The following is a 21,335-nucleotide window of genomic DNA, read 5'->3' as shown; positions in this document are numbered from 1 at the left end:
AGGAAATTATGGGATTTATTCGTGCCGCCCTATCTTCAGGGCTTAATAGTTTTAACGATAGCAAATTTAAAGAAGCGATCGTACTTCCAAATAACCTAACAGCCGATGCTTTGGCCATTAAAGGCCAACTTCTTTCAAAAGATCCAGATGGCAAATCTAGACAAAGTAATCAAAACACTGGACTACTAACAGATGGTAGTGTCGTTATTGTTCCTCAAGGCTATGTCGCTATTCTAGTGAACAACGGTACCTTCCTTGGAGACGTCTTAGAAGCTGGTAGCCACGAATGGCGTTCTGGAGACAATGCCTGGCTTCTTGAAAAAGGTGGACTAAAGGGTACTTGGGAAAATTTCAAAAACCGCTTCTCGTTTGGTGGTCAAGTCATTACCCAACAAGAAATCATCTTTATTCGTATGCAACCCGTTGCCGGAAATAAATTCGGTACACAGAATGCTGTAGAATACTTCAGTGAACGTTATCAACAATTACTTAACATCCGCTTCTACGGCTTATTTGATATCAAAGTTGCTGATCCAGTCCTATTCTACGTCAGTTCCATTAGTCAACAGATTGAAGACCATAAAGCCTTTACATTACAAAATGTAGCTCAAGGAACACTTCGACAAAATATCGCACCAAAGATTGCCATTGCAATTGCTAAATTTACCAATGAAAACAAGGTAGATATCTATAGCCTTAATGCCAATCAAGATACTTTCAATGAACTAGCTAAACAAGAAGTTAACAAGGTATGGGCTGGACTTTATGGGATTGAAACAACCAACATCCTGCTTGAAGATTTGAGCTATGATCAAGAAAGCTTAGATATTGTCCGTAAGCTTGATAGCGAGCTTGTCGCTATGAAGTACAATACGATTGAGATTGAAGAACGTCGTGCTCGTAATGAAGCTCTCATCGCTGCTGCTAACAATGAAGGCAATGGCAATGGTATGAACATGATTATGGGAATGAACCTAGGACAAACACTTGGTGGTCAACTCAACCAACAAGCCCAAACTCAAGCCCCTGTTCAAAATAACGGGCAAACTGCAAGCAAGAACTTTTACATCGAGGTAGACGGTAAGTATGTTCTCGTAACCAAAGATGAAGAAGGAAATATCGTACCAGTCAACTAATTCAAGCTCATCTGATATTTGAGAATTATTGCATTTTATGGTACAATAAAGAGTAAACTATTTATTAAAGAGGTAAAAACATGATTGAAGCAAGTAAACTAAAGGCTGGTATGACTTTTGAAACAGCTGAAGGAAAATTGATCCGCGTTTTGGAAGCTAGCCACCACAAACCAGGTAAAGGAAACACTATCATGCGTATGAAATTGCGTGATGTCCGCACTGGTTCAACTTTTGAAACAAGCTACCGCCCAGAAGAAAAATTTGAGCAAGCGATCATCGAAACAGTTCCAGCTCAATACTTGTACAAAATGGACGACACAGCTTACTTCATGAATACAGAAACTTATGACCAATACGAAATTCCTGTTGTGAATGTTGAAAACGAATTGCTTTACATCCTTGAAAACTCAGATGTAAAAATCCAATTCTACGGAACTGAAGTAATCGGTGTAACTGTACCAACTACTGTTGAATTGACAGTTGCTGAAACACAACCATCTATCAAAGGTGCTACTGTTACAGGTTCTGGTAAACCAGCAACAATGGAAACTGGTCTTGTCGTGAACGTTCCAGACTTCATCGAAGCAGGACAAAAATTGATTATCAACACTGCAGAAGGAACTTACGTTTCTCGCGCCTAATCTCTAGAAACTAGAAAGAGGTCATTCTATGGGAATTGAAGAACAACTTGGCGAAATCGTCATCGCCCCACGTGTACTAGAAAAAATCATTGCTATTGCAACTGCGAAAGTTGAAGGCGTACACTCTTTTTCAAACAAATCAGTATCTGACACCCTTTCAAAACTTTCTCTTGGTCGTGGCGTATACCTAAAAGAAGCCAACGATGAACTTACAGCTGACATCTACCTCTACCTAGAGTACGGTGTCAAAGTTCCTAAGGTTGCTATGGCTATCCAGAAAGCTGTTAAGGATGCTGTCCGCAATATGGCTGATGTTGAAATCACTGCAGTCAACATTCACGTTGCTGGTATCGTTCCAGATAAAACACCAAAACCAGAATTGAAAGACTTATTCGACGAGGACTTCCTCAATGACTAGTCCATTATTAGAATCAAGACGTGAGCTACGTAAATGTGCTTTCCAAGCTTTGATGAGTCTTGAATTTGGTTCAGATCTAGAAACTGCTTGTCGCTTCGCCTACACGCATGATCGCGAAGATGCAGATGTGCAACTTCCTAACTTCCTTGTGGAGCTCGTTTCTGGTGTCCAAGCTAAAAAGGATGATCTGGATAAACAAATCACTCAACATTTGAAAACTGGTTGGACCATCGATCGTCTGACTTTAGTGGAAAAAACTCTTCTACGCCTAGGAGTTTTTGAAATCACTTCATTTGATACTCCTCAACTCGTAGCTGTTAACGAAGCCATTGAGCTTTCTAAAAGCTTTTCAGATCAAAAATCAGCCCGTTTTATCAACGGACTCCTCAGTCAATTTGTGACAGAAGAAGATTAAGTATAGAAAAAGTGTTTGACTCAAATCAAACACTTTTTTCTTTGCCTTCCACTATCTAAAAAAGTGGTAATAGACATAATTATAAACAAATATCCAGATGGGTTTTACATAAATGAGAAAATTGAAAAAACTATGGCATAGGATGGTAATTTTTAAGTTCTTTGTCCAACGGTAGACCAGAGCATAGAAGAGACCGCCTAAACTATAAATGATCAAACTGATAGGATCTCGGTGAGTTAGGATCAAATGACTAATTCCAAAGATAAGAGCAGATAGGATAACATCCAGATAGTACTTGGACTGGGGGAAAAAGGTATTCATAAAATACCCTCTATCAACCAGTTCCTCCAATATAGGTCCGACGACTACTGTTAAACTAAAACTGAGAACAGTTGATAGAAAAGTTGGTTGCCCATTGGAGTATAGAATCGAAAGAATGTCTTGAAAGATATACTTGTTATCAATTAAGTGATGAAACTGTAACTGAAAAGCATCCACCAATTGACGATCAAAATAAGTAGCCACTAGACCAACTACAAGGTAAAAGAATCTTGACTTCTTAGAACCCTTTTTTTCAAAAATATAGAGCATCTCTTTCTTTTTGAGCCAGTAGATAAATAATAGCAAAAGAGCTATTACTTCAACTGTTGAAAAGATAGAATAGCCATCTATCCCCCATCCTAAAAACTTAGTCAGATGCACAATCCCTAACTCTGGTAGATAAACTGATAGAAATATCAGTAAGATAAAGACTCCCAAATGCCCTAGTTTTTTCATACTCACTCCTAAAAAATTAAAATTACCTTGATGGAGGGAAAGATTAACACCCCCTATTCAGTTTATCAGTTATATACTGATCTAGCACAGCATAAAATCTATAAAAACTTATACTCTTCGAAAATCAAATTCAAACCACGTCAGCTTCACCTTGCCGTACTCAAGTACAGCCTTCGGCTAGCTTCCTAGTTTGCTCTTTGATTTTCATTGAGTATTAATCTATTCTCTGTAGCACTTATAGATTATCATTCCTTATTATATAATATACATCTTTTGTTAACGACTCTCAGTTCCATTTCCTCAACTGTCAATTTTTAATCCTGAAATGAATTTTTGAGAGAAACCAAAAAGCTAGAACCGTTTTTAGTTCTAGCTTTCTTTTTAATACTTTCTAAAGCGTTGATAACGTTCTTCCAAAAGTTTCTCCAAGGATAATTGTTTTAATTGTTCAATTTCTGTTTGAAGTTCATTTTTTACACGAGCTAGCAGCTCTTTGGCAGAGAGACCTCTCTCTGAAATAACCTTATCAACGACTTCCATCTCCAAAAGTTCATGGGAAGTGATTTTCATCAACTCAGCTGCTTCCATTGCACGCGTACCATCTTTCCACAAGATAGAAGCAAATCCTTCAGGACTCAGTACCGCATAGATGGAATTTTCAAGCATCCAAACACGGTCAGCTACTGCTAGAGCTAGAGCTCCACCAGAGCCTCCTTCACCGATAATAATGGCAATAATGGGCACTTGTAAGTCGCTCATTTCAAAGAGATTTCGAGCAATGGCTTCACCTTGACCACGTTCTTCTGCGCCTACACCAGGATAGGCACCAGCAGTATTGATAAAGGTTACAATTGGACGACCGAACTTTTCTGCTTGTTTCATCAAACGAAGGGCTTTTCGATAACCTTCAGGATGAGGTTGACCAAAGTTACGGTTAAGATTATCTTGTAAACTTTTACCTTTTTGGATTCCAACAACAGTCACTGCTTGGTCTCCCAACCAACCGATACCACCAATAATAGCACCATCATCACGGAAGGAGCGATCCCCATGCAGCTCAATAAAATCATCAAAAATTCCTGTTGCGAAATCCAAGGCTGTTAGGCGAGTTTGTTCACGAGCTTCTCTAACGATTTTCGCAATATTCATCAACTCTCCCTCCTGTGTAGTCTTACTAATCGAGCAATCGTATCTGGCAATTCTCGCCGTTTAATAATTGCATCCACAAAACCATGTTCCAGTAAAAACTCTGCTTTCTGGAAGTCTTCTGGTAGGTCTTCTCTTACTGTATTTTCAATCACACGGCGTCCAGCAAAACCTACCAAACTTTGAGGTTCCGCCAAGATGATATCCCCTTCCATTGCGAAGGAAGCTGTTACTCCTCCAGTCGTCGGGTCGGTAAGGATTGTCAGATAAAAGAGACCTGCATTGGAATGACGTTTGACTGCTGCAGAGATTTTGGCCATCTGCATCAAGCTCATGATTCCTTCCTGCATGCGTGCTCCGCCAGAAGCTGTAAACAATACGACAGGTAATTTTTCAGCGGTCGCATATTCGAACAAGCGAGTGATTTTCTCACCAACAACTGTCCCCATTGACGCCATAATAAAGTTAGAATCCATGATGCCAAGGGCAACTTTCTCTCCCTTAATCAAAGCTGTTCCTGTTACAACAGCCTCATCAAGACCTGTCTTTTCACGCATCAAAGTCAATTTTTTACGATAACCTGGAAAATTCAGAGGGTCCTGAGTTTCAATCCCTTTAAACATTTCCAAAAACGTACCCATATCAATGGTTAAAGCTAAACGCTCTTGAGCTGAAATACGGAAGGTATAGCCACAGTGAGGGCATATACGCTCACTCCCCAAGTCCTTTTGGTAAATCGTGTATTTGCATCCTGGACATTGGGAAAAGAGCTCATCTGGAACCTCTGGCTTAATCTGAGGTTGATTTACAGTCGAACGATTGGGATTGATTCGAATATATTTATCTTTTTTACTAAATAGAGCCATACATCCCCCTTTTCGGTCTTATACTCTTTTTATACTCAATGAAAATCAAAGAGCAAACTAGGAAGCTAGCCGCAGGTTGCTCAAAGCACTGCTTTGAGGTTGTAGATAAGACTGACGAAGTCAGTTACATCTATCTACGGCAAGGCGAAGCTGACGCGGTTTGAAGAGATTTTCGAAGAGTATTACATTATTCTTTTTCTTGATAGTGTGGTAAAAATGTTTCCATCAAGAAGGAAGTATCGTAGTCCCCTGCTATCACGCGCCGATCAGAGATTAGATCCAGTTGGAAATCAGCATTGGTAACGACTCCTTCAATTTCGAGTTCATATAGAGCTCGTTGCATTTTCATAAGTGCATCAAAACGATTTTCCCCATGAACAATAATCTTAGCAATCATACTATCATAGTATGGTGGAATGGTATAACCTGGATAAACTGCAGAATCTACGCGCAAGCCCACACCTCCACTTGGTAGATAGAGATTGGTAATCTTACCAGGACTTGGTGCAAAATTAAAGGCTGGATTTTCCGCATTGATACGACACTCAATGGCATGTCCTTTTAGAACAATATCTTCTTGTTTCAAGGCCAATGGTTGACCTGCTGCAATACGGATTTGTTCCTTGACAATATCCACACCAGAAACAAATTCAGTGACTGGATGTTCTACTTGAACACGAGTATTCATCTCCATAAAGTAGAATTTACCAGTCGCTTCATCCAATAGGAACTCAATGGTCCCAGCATTTTCATAACCAACAGATTCAGCTGCACGGACTGCTGCAGCACCAATTTCATTCCGAAGTGTTTTCCCGATAGCAATAGAAGGACTTTCTTCCAAAACCTTTTGGTTATTTCGCTGCAGCGAACAGTCACGTTCACCTAGGTGAATAACATGTCCCATTTGATCAGCAAGAATCTGTACTTCAATGTGGCGGGCAGGATAAATCACCCGCTCAAGGTACATAGCCCCATTACCAAAGTTGGCTTTGGCTTCACTAGAAGCTGTTTCAAAGGCTGATACGAGATCCTCTGCCTTTTCAACCTTACGAATCCCTTTACCACCGCCTCCAGCTGATGCCTTGAGCATAACTGGATAGCCAATTTTTTCGGCAACAGCCAGAGCCTCTTCTGCAGTATGGACTTCTCCATCTGAACCTGGAATGACGGGCACATTTGCCTTAATCATCTGAGCACGGGCGTTAATCTTATCCCCCATGACATCCATTACGCGAGCTGATGGTCCGATAAATTTGATCCCGACTTCTTCACACATAGTTGCAAATTTGGAATTTTCACTTAAAAATCCAAATCCAGGGTGAATAGCTTCAGCTTCAGTCAATACTGCAGCTGAAAGGATAGCGTTGATGTTCAGATAAGATTCTGTAGCCTTCCCAGGGCCGATACAGATAGCCTCATCAGCCAAAAGAGTGTGGAGGGCTTCCTTGTCAGCAGTCGAATAAACAGCGACTGTAGCAATTCCTAACTCTCGTGCCGCACGAATAATACGAACAGCAATCTCACCACGATTGGCAATTAAAATCTTACGAAACATGGAAAACCTCCCTAGTTTCCAATAGCAAAGGTCAGAGTCCCGCTTGCTGCAAGCTTACCATCTACTTCTGCCTTCGCTTCTACTACGGCGATTGTGCCACGACGTTTGACAAACGTTGCTGTCATGACAAGCTGATCACCAGGAACAACTTGCTTCTTAAATTTGACTTTGTCCATACCAGCATAGAAGACAAGCTTCCCTTTGTTTTCAGGTTTTGATAATTCCAAAACACCTGCTGTTTGTGCCAAAGCTTCCATGATTAATACACCTGGCATCACAGGATAAGCTGGGAAGTGCCCATTGAAGAAAGGTTCGTTAATTGTTACATTTTTAATGGCAACGATGGTATCTTCACTGACTTCTAAAACACGATCCACTAAGAGCATGGGATAGCGGTGCGGTAAAGCCTCTTTAATTCCTTGAATATCAATCATTTGATACGTACCAAGCCTTTCCCGAACTCAACCATTTCTTCATTTTCAACAAGAATTTCTGTTACGACACCATCTTTAGGTGCTGGAATTTCGTTCATGACCTTCATAGCTTCGATGATGACCAGGGTTTGGCCTTTTTTAACAGTATCACCGACTGAAACAAAATTAGGTTTGTCTGGTCCGGCAGCCAAGTAAGCAACTCCGACAAGTGGACTCTCTACAAGGTCCCCCTCAGCTACAGATCCAGTAGTGCTTGATTCTGAAACTGTTTCTACATCTGGTATTGTAGTTGGAGCTTGTGGTGCAACTGTAGGTGCAGCTGCTGGAAGCACAGGTTGAGGTGCTGGACTTGTTTCTGCAACAAGTTTTGCTTCATTCTTACTGAAGAGCAACTCATCCGTTCCATTTTTATAAGAAAATTCTTTCAAGCTTGACTGGTCAAATTGAGCCATCAAGTCTTTGATTTCATTTAAATTCATCTTTACTTATTCTCCCAACGTTTGAAAGCAAGAACTGCATTATGCCCACCAAATCCAAAAGTATTTGAGATAGCATATGGAATCTCACGTTCCACGCCTTGTCCATAAATAACGTTTGCTTCAATGTATTCTGACAATTCTGTAGTTCCAGCTGTCATCGGTACATAGTTGTTACGGATTGCTTCAATTGTTGCAATGGCTTCAACTGCACCCGCTGCACCGAGCAAGTGTCCTGTAAATGACTTAGTTGAAGATACAGGTACTTCCTTACCAAGAACAGTTACAATCGCTCCACTTTCTCCCTTTTCATTAGCAGGAGTTGATGTACCGTGAGCATTGACATAAGCTACTTGGTCTGGTGTAATCTCAGCTTCCTCCAAGGCAAGTTTGATAGCTTTAATAGCACCTTGTCCTTCTGGATGTGGTGAAGTCATATGATAGGCATCACAAGTGTTACCGTAACCAACAACTTCAGCTAGGATAGTTGCACCACGTTTTTCAGCATGCTCTAAACTTTCAAGAACCAACATACCTGATCCTTCACCCATAACAAATCCATTACGATCCTTATCAAATGGAATAGAAGCACGAGATGGATCTTCCGTTGTTGAAAGAGCTGTTAAGGCTTGAAAACCTGCAATCGCAAATGGAGTAATAGATGATTCTGAACCACCAACCAACATGATATCTTGGAAACCAAACTTAATAGAACGGAAGGCATCTCCGATAGCATCATTTGATGAAGCACAAGCTGTATTGATAGATTTACAAATCCCATTTGCCCCAAAGCGCATAGCAACATTTCCTGCAGCCATGTTTGGCAAAGCTTTTGGAAGTGTCAATGGTTTTACACGTTTTGGTCCCTTATCATGAAGTCGAAGCACTTGATCTTCAATTTCTTTAATTCCACCGATACCTGATGCAACGATGACACCAAAGCGGTCTCTATCAAGAGTCTCTACATCAAGATTAGCATTGTTCACTGCTTCTTGAGCTGCATACAAGGCATACAAAGAATAGTCATCAAAACGATTGGTATCTTTTTTTACAAAGTATTTATCAAACGGAAAATCCTGGATCTCTGCCGCATTATGAACGTCAAAAGAACTGTGATCAAATTTGGTGATTTCACCAATTCCAATCTTTCCATTTTTAAGACTGTTCCAAAATTCTTCTGGTGTGTTCCCAATTGGAGATGTCAATCCATAACCTGTTACTACTACACGATTTAGTTTCATTTTCATACCTCTATTTTAACTCTTATTGCATGGTTAGTCCACCATCAATTGCAATGACCTGTCCCGTTAGATAATCTTGACTTGCAAGAAAGGCTGTGACCTCTGCGACTTGCTCAGCTTGGCCAAATTGTTTCATCGGAATTTGTGCTAACATAGCATCTTTGACCTTATCAGATAGAACTGCTGTCATATCTGATTCAATCATTCCTGGCGCAATAGCATTTACTCTCACATTACGATTAGCAACCTCACGTGCTACAGACTTGGTAAAACCAATCAATCCTGCCTTTGAAGCAGCGTAGTTTGCTTGACCGATATTTCCCATCAAACCAACAACACTGGACATATTGATAATGGCACCTTCACGAGCTTTTAGCATCTGTTTCAAGACTGCTTGTGTCATATTGAAGGCACCCGTAAGATTGACTTTTAAGACCTTCTCAAAGTCTACTTCTGTCATCTTGAGCAGGAGAGTGTCTTGGGTAATCCCGGCATTGTTGACTAAAACATCAACTGAACCTAGCTCTTCAATGGCTTGGTCCACCATACGCTTTGCGTCCGCAAAATCAGAAACGTCACCAGAAATAGCAAGGACCTTCACTCCGTATGGTTTAAATTCGGCTAGAAGCTCCTCAGAGATTTCACCACGACTATTCAAGACAACATTGGCTCCCAAGCTGGCAAATTTATGAGCAATGGCAAGACCAATTCCTCGACTTGAGCCTGTGATAAAGACATTTTTATTTTCTAGTTTCATGTTTCTCCTTTCAGAACTTCTACCATTTTGGTCTAATTTTCTAAGAGTGCTTGTAAACTTGCTTGATCTTCCACATTAGCCAGTTGAGCAGTTTTATCAATCTTTTTGACAAATCCTGACAAGATCTTCCCAGGACCAATCTCGATAAAACGATTCACACCAGTTTCTTGCATAAGAGCAATACTTTCATAAAAACGCACCGGTTCCTTAACTTGACGAGTCAAGAGTTCTGCAATGCGTTCTTTTTCCATGACCTTTGCTTCTGTATTTCCAACAAGTGGACAAGCAAAATCAGAAAACTCAATCTCTGTCAAGGCTTGAGCTAATTTTTGACTAGCAGGTTCCAATAAAGCTGTATGGAAAGGACCCGAAACATTGAGCGGAATTAAACGTTTTGCTCCGGCCTCTTGCAAAAGTTCAACTGTACGATCTACCGCTACTACCTCACCACCAATAACAATTTGACTCGGCGTATTGTAGTTAGCTGGAGTTACAACACCAAGTTTAGAGGCTTCTTGACAAGCTTTTTCAATTACTTCAACCGGTGTATTAAGCACAGCTACCATTTTACCAGACCCTGCAGGTGCTGCTTCTTCCATATAAGCCCCACGTTTAGCAACTAGAGCCACTGCATCTTCGAAATCCAAGGCACCACTAGCTACAAGGGCAGAATATTCTCCAAGAGACAGGCCTGCCACTATATCTGGTTGGAAACCTTTCTCCTTTAGTAGTCGGTAAATGGCAACGGATGTAGCCAAAATAGCTGCTTGTGTGTAACGAGTCTGATTTAGTTTCGTTTCATCATTGTCAATCAAATCCCGAAGGTCATACCCTAAGACTTGGCTAGCTTGGTCGATAGTTTCCTTGACGATAGCATATTGGTCGTATAGCTCACGTCCCATTCCTAGGTACTGGGCTCCTTGACCTGCAAATAGAAAGGCTGTTTTAGTCATTTCTTGTAACTCCTGCCCAACGAGCAGCTTCTGCTTGAATCTTTTCAGCTGCACCGTAGTAAATACCTTTTAAGATTTCTTCAACAGTTTCTTCTTTCGAAACCAGACCTGCAATCTGACCAGCCATCACTGAACCGCCATCTACATCACCATGGACAACAGCCTTAGCTAAGGCTCCTGCGCCCATTTGTTCAAAAATTTCTAAATCTGGATTTTCTTGTTTGAAGGCATCTTTTTCAGCTTGCTCGAAATCACGAGTCAATTTGTTTTTAATGGCACGAACTGCGTGTCCAAAATGTTGTGCTGAGATAGTTGTGTCAATATCACGAGCTTTTAAAATTTTAGCTTTATAGTTTGGATGAGCATTTGATTCTTTAGCAACTACAAAACGAGTTCCTACTTGCACAGCTTCTGCACCAAGCATAAAGCCAGCAGCTGCACCCTCGCCGTCTGCTATACCTCCAGCAGCAATAACAGGAATTGAAACAGCAGCTACAACTTGACGAACCAAGGTCATAGTTGTTAACTTGCCAATGTGTCCCCCAGCTTCCATACCTTCAGCAATGACGGCATCCGCACCAATTTTTTCCATGCGTTTTGCCAAAGCCACACTTGGGACAACTGGAATAACAGTAATCCCTGCCTCATGGAATCGTTCCATGTATTTACTTGGATTCCCTGCGCCAGTTGTAACAACCTTAACCCCTTCTTCAATCACAAGATCAACGATATCTTCAACAAATGGAGACAAAAGCATAATGTTGACACCAAATGGCTTGTCTGTTAATGATTTAATCTTATCGATATTGGCCTTAACCACTTCCTTGGGAGCATTTCCTCCACCAATGATACCCAGACCACCTGCTTTTGAAACAGCACCCGCCAGGTCACCATCAGCAACCCAGGCCATTCCTCCCTGAAAGATAGGATATTTAATATTCAATAATTCTGTAATACGTGTTTTCATAGTGCCTCCATGAGTCTTGCTTAGGTAATAGTTCGACCATATTATACTTTGACTGTCAAACTATTACCTGAACAAGAGGGAGCGGGTTTCCCTACTCCTTCTCCGTTTATTTAATACTCAATGAAAATCAAAGAGCAAACTAGGAAGCTAGCCGAAGGCTGTACTCGAGTACAGCAAGGCGAAGCTGACGTGGTTTGAATTTGATTTTTGAAGAGTATAAATTATTTTGTTTGCTCTTCAACATAAGCAACCAAGTCACCAACTGTTTTCAAGTTGTCTTCTGCTTCGATTTGGATATCAAAAGCATCTTCGATTTCAGAGATTACTTGGAACAAGTCCAATGAATCTGCTTCCAAATCATCAAAAGTAGATTCAAGTGTTACTTCTGATGCGTCTTTTCCAAGTTCTTCAACGATAATTTCTTGTACTTTTTCAAATACTGCCATGATAGACTCCTTTAAAATAAATAGTTTTTATAACAATGTGTTCACCACATGATTACCTAAATTGTAACAACAAGTGTGCCCCATGTCAAACCTCCACCGAAGCCTGATAAGAGTATTTTTTGGCTACCATTCAAATGGATTAAGCCTTCTTCTACACACTCTGAAAGCAAAATCGGAATACTTGCCGCACTCGTATTGCCATACTTGGTCATATTTGCGGGAAGCTTATCACGATCTACACCGATTTTTCTAGCCATTTTATCCAAGATACGGTTATTGGCCTGATGAAGCAGGAGATAGTCTAGTTCTTCTGCAGATACAGGACTCATCTCTATGGTCTCTTTGATAGACTTAGCAACATCTCGAATTGCAAAGTCAAAAACTGCTCGGCCATCCATTTTCAAGAAAGCGTCTGGCTTTTCTTGAACTGAAAATGGGGAAGTCAAACCTGTCTGTCCATAGGTCAAGCACTCACTACGTGAACCATCGCTATTGAGACTCTCCGCTAGGAAATGTTGCTTATCACTTGCTTCTAACAAGACGCCACCAGCTCCATCTCCAAATAGGACAGCTGTTGAACGATCTGTCCAGTCCAAGGTTTTGGACATAGTTTCACTACCGATGACCAAGCCCTTGCCAAATCGTCCAGATGATATGAATTTCTCAGCAGTTGAAAGGGCAAAGGTGAAACCACTACAAGCAGCAGTTAGATCAAATGCAAAGGCCTTACGAGCACCAATACGAGCCTGTACACGTGCTGCAGTAGAAGGCATCATTGAGTCAGGTGTCATCGTAGCTAGGATGATAAAATCCAACTCTTCAGCAGAAATCCCTGACTTCTCTAGGAGTTGTTTTGCAACTGCCGTTGCCAAATCTCCTGTTGATTCTGTCTTAGAAATGCGACGTTCCTTAATCCCAGTTCGACTTGAAATCCATTCATCACTCGTATCCATAACCTGAGCTAAATCCTCATTTGTGACAATCTGCTCTGGTACATAATGAGCAACCTGGCTTATTTTTGCAAAAGCCATTATTTCAAATCCTCCAAAAATTGATAAAGATTGGTCAAACCTTTACTCATAACGTCCATTTCCTCTGGGCTCATACCTTCGATAATTCTTTCGACCATGGCCTTATGGAAACGTTTATGGAGCCGATGTACCAAGCGACCTTTCTTTGTCAAATGCAGATGTACTACACGACGATCCTGATCTGATCGCAAGCGCTCGATATAACCTTTTCGTTCCAAGTTGTTTAAGCTAGTTGTCACGGTTCCTAGAGTTACCATCAACTCTTTGGACACTTGACTTGGAGTCACATCTGGAAACTTGCCGATCACATCAATCGTGTGCATTTCCTTGATGGAGATATCCTTGAAACGACTACCTCTCAAACTCACTTCCTCAATCACCAGGACGTTATTAAAAATAGATGTTAAATAGTCATTGATCCGTTGGTAGTCCAATTTTCTTCCCTCCCTCATCAAAAAGTTTAACTATCAAAACATTTGACAAAAAAAGTATATCAAACTTCAAAGAATTGCGCAAGTATTTTATTATTTCCCCCAAAATTTTGGACGTCTTCTTTCAGAATGTGCACGAACACCTTCCTTAAAATCTTCGGTATAAGATAGAGTTTCCTGTAGCTCCAGTTCCAATTTGGTATATTCATGCCACTGCTTAAACTCGCTTTCCCAGACCAATTTCTTAATGGCTGCGTAAGAGTTAGTAGAGCCTCTTCTCAACTTCTTCAACAGTTGCTCTCTTGTCTTTTCCAGTTGATCACCAGCACACATCCGGTAGACAGCACCTGCTTCTAAAGCCTTCTCAGCTGTAAAAGCTTCACCGGTCATAGCAAGCTGCGTTGCCCGAGTCGCTCCTAGTGATCGTGTCAGCAAGAATAAACCACCCGCATCAGGAGCCAAGCCTACGCCTACAAAGGCTTGAATAAATTTAGCCTTGTCCGACGCAATACAGAAGTCAACAGCCAAAGCCATATTAGCCGCAGCTCCAGCAACTGCTCCATCCACCTCCATAATGACTGGTTTAGGAATTTGCTTTATTTTATAAGAAATGGCATTGACTAATTCTGCAATCTGAGCCAAGGATGCAATATCATCCTCATCGACAGCTCGTTTCATCTCTACCAAGTCCCCTCCGACAGAAAAAACTTTGCCTCTTGCATTTATGAGAATATAGGAAACAGCACTATCTTTTTCAGCTAATTCTAAGGCTTCTAAAATTTCCTGACACATAGGAATATGAAAGCCATTTGCTACCTCGGGACGATTCAGAGTAAGCATCGCTAGATCGTCCTGAACTTGATAGATAATATGATTCATAGCCACTCCTTTCAAATTAAAATGATGTTTAAATTATTTTATTTTCAAATTATATCTTTTTCCAGCTTTTTAGACAAGAGAAAAATCGACCGAAAGTGTCTCGGCCGATTTTAAAATCTTAGTTTGGTCTCTAAAAATACAGGAAAACCAGTACTTGTATCATCCATGAAATCATAAATCACTTCAAGCATTCGTCCTCCTTCTCTCTGATAGAGCTGTTCTTGGTTGGATCCCTTATGGTAGAATTCTCCTGAAACCATGTAAAAAACACGATTTGGATCTTCAAGGTAGGCAAAAAGATTTCCTGTAAAAGGAGCTTCCTTGTCTCCGTCCTTGTTGACCAGACTTGTAGCTAAGAGTTTTGTGATTCCTCTAAATTGTCCACTTTCATCTATTCGACAATAAAATTTGACTCTAGCTTCATAGTTAGGATTGACGATAAGCTTTTCAGAGAGAATTCGATAGGTCCTTGCCTTACTATCTGACAAGCCGATAGATAAGATAATTTTAGCCCTCTCAACTGAAATCTGACGCTCCTGCGCATACTCCATCGCTAATTCTTCTCCGGTCAAACGGCCACTGGGAAGAGGATGAGACCTTGCTCCGATATTTGTAGGAATCATCACGAAGGTAAGGACTAGTAAGATTAAACAAACTACTCTTTTAATCATCTTCCCCCAACTCCTTTCATTAGAAGAGTCTTTCATCCTACACCTTTATTATAAGCTTTTCTGATGAGACTTTCAAACAATTGTATAGGATATTTTTCAGTTTGAAAAAAGCCCCTCTTTCTGCTATAATCGTATAAAATACTTACTTTAGGAGTTCTTATGAAGGTTGTTAAATTTGGTGGAAGCTCGCTTGCCTCTGCTAGTCAGTTAGAAAAAGTTTTAAATATTGTCAAAAGTGATCCAGAACGTCGTTTTGTGGTTGTATCTGCACCTGGTAAACGCAATTCTGAAGATACCAAGGTGACAGATGCCTTGATTAAATACTACCGCGACTATGTAGCTGGTAATGATATCAGTAAACGTCAAAACTGGATTATTGATCGCTATGCTGCCATGGTTAGTGAGCTAAAACTCAAACCAACAGTTCTAGAAAAAATCTCAAAAAGCATCCGTGCTCTTGCAACTCTTCCAATTGAAGATAATAAGTTTCTCTATGATACCTTTCTAGCAGCTGGAGAAAATAACAATGCCAAGTTGATTGCAGCCTACTTTAACCAAAATGGCTTGGAGGCGCGTTATGTTCATCCTAGAGAAGCTGGTATCGTTGTGACAAGCGAACCTGGAAATGCGCGAATCATCCCATCAAGTTATGATAAAATCGAGGAATTGACAAATTCAACTGAAGTTCTTGTTATCCCTGGTTTCTTCGGTGTTACTAAAGAAGATCAAATTTGTACCTTCTCACGTGGGGGATCAGATATTACTGGTTCTATCATCGCTGCTGGTGTCAAAGCTGACCTCTATGAAAACTTTACTGATGTAGATGGAATCTTTGCAGCTCACCCTGGTATTATCCATAAACCACACTCTATCCCTGAATTAACCTACCGTGAAATGCGTGAATTGGCCTATGCAGGATTCTCTGTACTACACGATGAAGCACTTCTACCTGCCTACCGTGGGAAAATTCCTCTTGTCATTAAAAATACCAACAATCCTGAGCATCCAGGTACTCGTATCGTTCTAAAACACAGTAGTGATGAATTTCCAGTTGTAGGAATTGCTGGTGATTCAGGATTTGTCAGCATTAATATGTCTAAGTATCTGATGAACCGCGAGATCGGTTTTGGTCGCAAAGTTCTTCAGATTCTTGAGGACCTTAATATTGGTTGGGAACACATGCCAACTGGTATCGATGACCTGTCTATCATCTTACGTTCACGAGAATTAACTCCGATCAAGGAAGAAGAAATCCTTCGTCAATTAGTCCAAAAAGCAGAGGTAGACCACGCTGAAATCGAACACGACCTCTCTATCATTATGATTGTTGGGGAAAAAATGAAGCGTCATATCGGGGTAACTGCTACAGCTACTCGTGCCTTATCTGAGAACAAGATCAACATTCAAATGATGTCACAAGGTTCTAGTGAAGTTTCTATCATGTTTGTTGTCCATAAAGACCAAGAAAAAGCCGCTCTTAAAGCTCTCTACCAAGCATTTTTCGGTGAAAATAAGGAAGGCTAAACATGGCACAATCCCTCAACAAGGTCGTCGACTTGCAAACAACTGGAACCTCCTATCTCTCCATTACAGGAAAGGTTGGAAAATTTCTGGTTGGAGATCATGCGCTAGAATTTTACTCAGATCGTAATGTCGAGGACTATATTCAAATCCCATGGTCCAGCGTTAACCAAATTGGAGCCAATGTTTCAGGCCGCAAGGTTAGTCGGCATTTTGAAGTCTTTACAGATCAAGGAAAATTCCTCTTCGCCTCAAAAGACTCTGGAAAAATTCTTAAAATAGCTCGTGAAAAACTGGGAAATGACAAGGTAGTCAAACTTCCTACCTTAGTCCAAATCATTGGTCGAAAAATTAAAAATCTATTTGCAAAAAAATAGAAAGTTTAGTATAATCTTAGAAACGGATAAGTAGGTTACTTCCTTCTTTCAGAAAGTCTGCGGGTGCTGCGAGCAGATAGAAGATTTAATTGAAATTCTACCGTTGTTTTAAATCAAATACAGAATCAAGTGCACACCTGTGAAGTTGGATGGAACCGTGGCCCTGCCACTCCAACGCTTTGTCAGGTGTGCTTTTTTCATAAAGGAGTTTATATGTTAGATATCAAACGTATTCGTACAGACTTTGATGCTGTCGCTGAAAAACTAGCTACACGTGGTGTAGATGCTGCTATCTTGAACGAGATGAAAGAAATCGATGCTAAACGTCGTGACATCTTGGTGAAGGTTGAAACCCTTAAGGCTGAGCGTAACACGGTTTCTGCTGAAATTGCTCAAGCTAAACGTAACAAGGAAAATGCAGATGATAAGATTGCTGCTATGCAAACCCTCTCTGCCGAGGTAAAAGCTCTTGATGCTGAATTGGCAGAAATCGATGCGAAATTGACTGAATTTACTACTACACTTCCAAATATCCCAGCTGATAGCGTGCCTATCGGTGCAGACGAAGATGATAACGTAGAAGTTCGCCGTTGGGGAACTCCTCGTGAGTTTGACTTTGAACCAAAAGCCCACTGGGATCTCGGAGAAGACCTTGGTATTCTTGACTGGGAACGTGGTGGAAAAGTCACTGGAGCTCGTTTCCTCTTCTATAAAGGCCTCGGAGCTCGCTTGGAACGTGCCATCTACAACTTTATGCTAGATGAGCATGGTAAGGAAGGTTATACTGAAGTCATCACGCCTTACATGGTTAACCATGATTCTATGTTCGGTACTGGTCAATATCCAAAATTCAAAGAAGATACATTTGAATTGAAAGATACGAACTACGTCCTCATTCCTACTGCTGAAGTTCCTCTGACCAACTACTACCGTGATGAAATTCTTGACGGAAAAGACTTGCCAATCTACTTTACTGCTATGAGTCCATCATTCCGTTCTGAAGCTGGTTCAGCTGGTCGTGATACTCGTGGTTTGATTCGTTTACACCAATTCCACAAGGTAGAAATGGTGAAATTTGCCAAACCTGAAGAGTCATACGAAGAACTAGAAAAGATGACAGCCAACGCTGAAAACATCCTTCAAAAACTCAACCTTCCATACCGTGTGGTTGCTCTCTCTACTGGAGATATGGGCTTCTCTGCTGCTAAGACTTATGACTTGGAAGTATGGATCCCTGCTCAAAATACCTACCGTGAAATCTCAAGCTGTTCAAATACAGAAGATTTCCAAGCTCGTCGTGCCCAAATCCGTTACCGTGATGAAGCCGATGGTAAGGTTAAACTTCTTCATACTTTGAATGGTTCTGGACTTGCTGTTGGACGTACAGTCGCTGCTATCCTTGAAAACTATCAAAACGAAGATGGTTCTGTTACCATTCCAGAAGTTCTTCGTCCATACATGGGTGGAGTTGAAGTTATCAAACCATAATTAAATAAATGTAAAAAGAGGAGGCTGATACTCAATGAAAATCAAAGAGCAAACTAGGAAGCTAGCCGCAAGCTGTACTTGAGTACGGTAAGGCGACGCTGACGTGGTTTGAATTTGATTTTCGAAGAGTATGAGCTTCCTCTTTTTGAGTAATTCAAAAGAAACAGGTAGAAATCTTTCATTCTACCTGTTTTTATTTATTTATTAGTAACCACCCATCATAGATGGATCCATAGCTGGCGCTGGTGCAGCTGGTTCTGGTTTGTTAGCTACGACTGCTTCTGTTGTTAGAATCAAGCTTGCTACTGAAGCTGCGTTCTGAAGGGCTGAACGGCTAACCTTAACAGGATCGATAATTCCTGCTTCAATCATGTTGACCCATTCACCTGTTGCAGCATTGAAGCCTGTTCCAAGTTCTGCATTTTTCAAACGATCAATAACAATTGAACCTTCATACCCTGCATTATAAGCGATTTGACGAACAGGCTCTTCTAAGGCGCGAAGAACAATATTGCGACCTGTTGCTTCATCGCCTTCTAATTCCAAGGCAGCAACAGCAGAGATAACATTAACAAGGGCAGTACCACCACCTGCAACGATTCCTTCTTCAACAGCTGCGCGAGTCGCATTGAGGGCGTCTTCGATGCGGAGTTTCATTTCTTTCAATTCTGTTTCAGTCGCAGCTCCGACCTTAATAACTGCTACTCCACCTGATAATTTAGCCAAGCGTTCTTGGAGTTTTTCACGGTCAAATTCTGAAGTTGTTGTTTCAATTTGTGATTTGATGACAGCAACACGATTAGCAATTGCTTCAGGATTACCTGCACCTTCTACAATGACTGTACTATCTTTATCAACAGACACTTTAGCTGCTTGACCAAGTGCTTCAATGGTAGCATCTTTCAACTCAAGACCAAGATCTTCTGTAATGACTGTACCACCTGTCAAAATCGCGATATCTTCCAGCATAGCCTTACGACGGTCACCAAATCCAGGCGCCTTAACAGCAACGACGTTGAAGGTTCCACGGATCTTGTTCAAAACAAGAGTTGGAAGAGCTTCACCGTCAACGTCATCAGCAATAATCAAGAGGGGACGACTGCTTTGAAGGATGCTTTCTAGTAGTGGCAAGATTTCTTGGATATTTGAAATCTTCTTATCTGTAATCAAAATGTATGGATTTTCAAGGTCTGCAACCATTTTTTCATTGTCAGTGACCATGTACTGTGATAGATACCCACGGTCAAATTGCATTCCTTCTACAACTTCAAGCTCTGTTTCCATCCCACGTGATTCTTCTATGGTGATGACTCCATCCTTGCCAACTTTTTCCATGGCTTCAGAGATGTACTCACCTACTTTTTCAGAACGAGAGGATACGGCAGCGACTTGTGCAATAGCTTCCTTGCTTGATACTGGAATGGCATTGTTCTTCAAGGCTTCTACAGCAGTTGCAACTGCTGCTTCAATCCCACGACGGATACCGATTGGGTTTGCGCCAGCCGTAACGTTTTTGATCCCTTCACGAACAATAGCTTGGGTCAAAACTGTTGCAGTAGTTGTCCCGTCACCAGCAATATCATTGGTTTTAGAAGCCACTTCTGACACCAATTTGGCACCCATATTTTCAAAATGGTCTTCTAGTTCGATTTCTTTAGCGATGGTTACACCGTCATTGGTAATCAATGGTGAACCGAATGATTTTTCAAGAACGACGTTACGGCCTTTAGGTCCCAAGGTTACTTTAACAGTATCAGCTAGGATATCAACACCACGGACCATTGCTGAACGTGCATCAGATGAAAATTTAATCTCTTTTGACATACTTACTTCCTCCTATTATTCTTCAACGATTGCCAAGATGCTAGCCTCACCTACGATGAGGTATTTTTCATCCCCATCTTTGACCTCGATACCTGCATGAGATTCGACTAAAACTTGATCACCAACTTTTACACTTGGAGCGACTAGTTCACCGCTCAAGGTACGAACACCTTGTCCAGTAGCCACGACTGTAGCTGTTTTCGTTTCTTCTTGGGCTGATTTTGCGAGGACAAATCCCCCAACAGTTTGTTCTTTTTCTTCAATTTTCAAGACCACACGGTCTCCTAATGGTTTCAACATCTGTTTTCCTCCATAATTCAATCATATTATTAGCACTCTTTGTACACGAGTGCTAAACCATATTTCTATTGTATCACTTGGTCAAAAATAGTCAAGAAAAAAGTCTGATTTATAGCATAAAAAGAGTTGGAGAAAACTCTCAAACTCTTGTCATTTTAAAATGGAAGTTCCTCCTCTTCCAAGACCAGGTCTACCAAATCTTGTCCTGCATTATTTTCACGCATAGCACGTTGGGCGCGACTTTCTAAAAGTTGGAAGCCTGTAGCGAGAACTTCGGTCACATAGTTGGTCTGGCCATTCTTCTCAAACTTACGGGTACGAAGTTCGCCATCCACAGAAATGAGACTACCTTTGCTTCCATAACTAGCCAAGGTTTCAGCCAATTTGCCCCAGACCACAATATTGATGAAGTCTGCTTCACGTTCCCCATTTTGATCTTTATAACGGCGATTCACTGCGATAGTTGCTCGTGCAACGGACTTGTCATTGTTGGTTTTGTGCAATTCTGGTGTTGCCACGATTCTTCCAATAAGAATAATTTTATTATACATTTTTTCATCCTCCTACTTATCTATTCGAAGGTAA

25 protein-coding genes are annotated in these 21,335 nt (G+C 40.9%); 7 read left to right on the top strand and 18 right to left on the bottom strand.

Annotated elements, in window-relative coordinates; all coding sequences use genetic code 11:
• Window positions 1–8 precede the first annotated feature (8 nt).
• The 4 genes from AXE83_RS02725 (at window position 9) to nusB (ending at window position 2,610) form a co-directional block, all read left to right on the top strand.
• On the top strand, window positions 9–1,136 hold the full coding sequence (locus tag AXE83_RS02725; protein ID WP_045763690.1) for an SPFH domain-containing protein: 1,128 nt from the start codon (window positions 9–11) through the stop codon (window positions 1,134–1,136).
• Between the two features lie 80 nt (window positions 1,137–1,216).
• Window positions 1,217–1,777, top strand: a complete 561-nt coding sequence (gene efp / locus AXE83_RS02720) for an elongation factor P (protein WP_000568646.1) — start codon at window positions 1,217–1,219, stop codon at window positions 1,775–1,777.
• 28 nt (window positions 1,778–1,805) lie between these two features.
• Entirely contained in the window at window positions 1,806–2,195 is a 390-nt protein-coding gene (locus AXE83_RS02715) for an Asp23/Gls24 family envelope stress response protein (RefSeq protein ID WP_049548992.1), read from the top strand.
• Window positions 2,188–2,610 (top strand): transcription antitermination factor NusB, encoded by a 423-nt coding sequence (nusB, locus tag AXE83_RS02710; protein ID WP_060955332.1) that lies wholly within the window; start codon window positions 2,188–2,190, stop codon window positions 2,608–2,610. The genes AXE83_RS02715 and nusB overlap by 8 nt, the downstream gene beginning before the upstream one ends.
• Before the next feature lie 51 nt (window positions 2,611–2,661).
• Here nusB and AXE83_RS02705 read toward each other — a convergent pair whose 3' ends face one another.
• From AXE83_RS02705 to AXE83_RS02635, 15 genes are all read right to left on the bottom strand, one after another.
• Window positions 2,662–3,387: a CPBP family intramembrane glutamic endopeptidase gene (locus AXE83_RS02705; protein ID WP_060955331.1), complete on the bottom strand. Its 726-nt coding sequence runs from the start codon at window positions 3,385–3,387 to the stop codon at window positions 2,662–2,664.
• Window positions 3,388–3,768: 381 nt separating this feature from the next.
• Window positions 3,769–4,536, bottom strand: coding sequence for an acetyl-CoA carboxylase carboxyl transferase subunit alpha (locus AXE83_RS02700; RefSeq protein WP_060955330.1), 768 nt, complete (start codon window positions 4,534–4,536; stop codon window positions 3,769–3,771).
• Entirely contained in the window at window positions 4,536–5,399 is an 864-nt protein-coding gene (gene accD, locus AXE83_RS02695; RefSeq protein WP_049503080.1) for an acetyl-CoA carboxylase, carboxyltransferase subunit beta, read from the bottom strand. The genes AXE83_RS02700 and accD overlap by 1 nt, the downstream gene beginning before the upstream one ends.
• A 187-nt stretch (window positions 5,400–5,586) precedes the next feature.
• Window positions 5,587–6,954 carry an acetyl-CoA carboxylase biotin carboxylase subunit gene (gene accC / locus AXE83_RS02690; protein WP_060955329.1) on the bottom strand — a complete coding sequence of 456 codons (1,368 nt, stop codon included), beginning with the start codon at window positions 6,952–6,954 and terminating at the stop codon, window positions 5,587–5,589.
• 11 nt (window positions 6,955–6,965) lie between these two features.
• A complete protein-coding gene (gene fabZ / locus AXE83_RS02685) occupies window positions 6,966–7,388 on the bottom strand; it encodes a 3-hydroxyacyl-ACP dehydratase FabZ (RefSeq protein ID WP_006145014.1) in 423 nt (140 codons plus the stop codon).
• Window positions 7,385–7,867: an acetyl-CoA carboxylase biotin carboxyl carrier protein gene (accB, locus tag AXE83_RS02680; protein WP_060955328.1), complete on the bottom strand. Its 483-nt coding sequence runs from the start codon at window positions 7,865–7,867 to the stop codon at window positions 7,385–7,387. The genes fabZ and accB overlap by 4 nt, the downstream gene beginning before the upstream one ends.
• 2 nt (window positions 7,868–7,869) lie before the next feature.
• Window positions 7,870–9,105, bottom strand: coding sequence for a beta-ketoacyl-ACP synthase II (fabF, locus tag AXE83_RS02675; protein WP_060955327.1), 1,236 nt, complete (start codon window positions 9,103–9,105; stop codon window positions 7,870–7,872).
• Between the two features lie 22 nt (window positions 9,106–9,127).
• The gene (fabG, locus tag AXE83_RS02670; protein WP_060955326.1) at window positions 9,128–9,862 is read right to left on the bottom strand and encodes a 3-oxoacyl-[acyl-carrier-protein] reductase; all 735 of its coding nucleotides are present in this window, start codon (window positions 9,860–9,862) and stop codon (window positions 9,128–9,130) included.
• 32 nt (window positions 9,863–9,894) lie between these two features.
• Window positions 9,895–10,815 (bottom strand): ACP S-malonyltransferase, encoded by a 921-nt coding sequence (gene fabD, locus AXE83_RS02665; RefSeq protein ID WP_060955325.1) that lies wholly within the window; start codon window positions 10,813–10,815, stop codon window positions 9,895–9,897.
• Entirely contained in the window at window positions 10,808–11,782 is a 975-nt protein-coding gene (gene fabK, locus AXE83_RS02660) for an enoyl-[acyl-carrier-protein] reductase FabK (RefSeq protein ID WP_060955324.1), read from the bottom strand. Before fabK ends, fabD begins: the two co-directional genes overlap by 8 nt.
• A gap of 221 nt (window positions 11,783–12,003) precedes the next feature.
• On the bottom strand, window positions 12,004–12,228 hold the full coding sequence (locus AXE83_RS02655; RefSeq protein ID WP_060955323.1) for an acyl carrier protein: 225 nt from the start codon (window positions 12,226–12,228) through the stop codon (window positions 12,004–12,006).
• 56 nt (window positions 12,229–12,284) lie between these two features.
• Window positions 12,285–13,259: a beta-ketoacyl-ACP synthase III gene (locus AXE83_RS02650; RefSeq protein ID WP_060955322.1), complete on the bottom strand. Its 975-nt coding sequence runs from the start codon at window positions 13,257–13,259 to the stop codon at window positions 12,285–12,287.
• Window positions 13,259–13,693, bottom strand: a complete 435-nt coding sequence (gene fabT, locus AXE83_RS02645) for a fatty acid biosynthesis transcriptional regulator FabT (RefSeq protein WP_000386343.1) — start codon at window positions 13,691–13,693, stop codon at window positions 13,259–13,261. The genes AXE83_RS02650 and fabT overlap by 1 nt, the downstream gene beginning before the upstream one ends.
• Before the next feature lie 90 nt (window positions 13,694–13,783).
• Window positions 13,784–14,569, bottom strand: coding sequence for an enoyl-CoA hydratase (locus AXE83_RS02640; RefSeq protein WP_060955321.1), 786 nt, complete (start codon window positions 14,567–14,569; stop codon window positions 13,784–13,786).
• Window positions 14,570–14,679: 110 nt separating this feature from the next.
• Window positions 14,680–15,240 carry a hypothetical protein gene (locus AXE83_RS02635; RefSeq protein WP_060955320.1) on the bottom strand — a complete coding sequence of 187 codons (561 nt, stop codon included), beginning with the start codon at window positions 15,238–15,240 and terminating at the stop codon, window positions 14,680–14,682.
• A gap of 159 nt (window positions 15,241–15,399) precedes the next feature.
• On the opposite strand from AXE83_RS02635, the gene AXE83_RS02630 reads away from it, so the two are divergent.
• The 3 genes from AXE83_RS02630 to serS all read left to right on the top strand — a co-directional run bounded on the left by AXE83_RS02630 (window position 15,400) and on the right by serS (window position 18,626).
• Window positions 15,400–16,764, top strand: coding sequence for an aspartate kinase (locus AXE83_RS02630; protein ID WP_060955319.1), 1,365 nt, complete (start codon window positions 15,400–15,402; stop codon window positions 16,762–16,764).
• Window positions 16,765–16,766: 2 nt separating this feature from the next.
• Window positions 16,767–17,138: a DUF956 family protein gene (locus AXE83_RS02625; protein WP_060955318.1), complete on the top strand. Its 372-nt coding sequence runs from the start codon at window positions 16,767–16,769 to the stop codon at window positions 17,136–17,138.
• Between the two features lie 213 nt (window positions 17,139–17,351).
• Window positions 17,352–18,626: a serine--tRNA ligase gene (gene serS / locus AXE83_RS02620; RefSeq protein WP_060955317.1), complete on the top strand. Its 1,275-nt coding sequence runs from the start codon at window positions 17,352–17,354 to the stop codon at window positions 18,624–18,626.
• Window positions 18,627–18,830: 204 nt separating this feature from the next.
• On the opposite strand, the gene groL is transcribed toward serS, so the two are convergent.
• From groL to AXE83_RS02605, 3 genes are all read right to left on the bottom strand, one after another.
• Window positions 18,831–20,450 (bottom strand): chaperonin GroEL, encoded by a 1,620-nt coding sequence (gene groL, locus AXE83_RS02615; RefSeq protein ID WP_060955316.1) that lies wholly within the window; start codon window positions 20,448–20,450, stop codon window positions 18,831–18,833.
• A 15-nt stretch (window positions 20,451–20,465) separates the two neighbouring features.
• Entirely contained in the window at window positions 20,466–20,750 is a 285-nt protein-coding gene (gene groES / locus AXE83_RS02610) for a co-chaperone GroES (RefSeq protein WP_060955315.1), read from the bottom strand.
• Between the two features lie 155 nt (window positions 20,751–20,905).
• Window positions 20,906–21,301, bottom strand: coding sequence for a single-stranded DNA-binding protein (locus AXE83_RS02605; RefSeq protein WP_060955314.1), 396 nt, complete (start codon window positions 21,299–21,301; stop codon window positions 20,906–20,908).
• Window positions 21,302–21,335 lie beyond the last annotated feature (34 nt).

The sequence above is a fragment of the Streptococcus sp. oral taxon 431 genome (assembly GCF_001553685.1).
Taxonomy (GTDB): domain Bacteria; phylum Bacillota; class Bacilli; order Lactobacillales; family Streptococcaceae; genus Streptococcus.
This window is presented reverse-complemented; position numbering and strand designations above follow the sequence as displayed.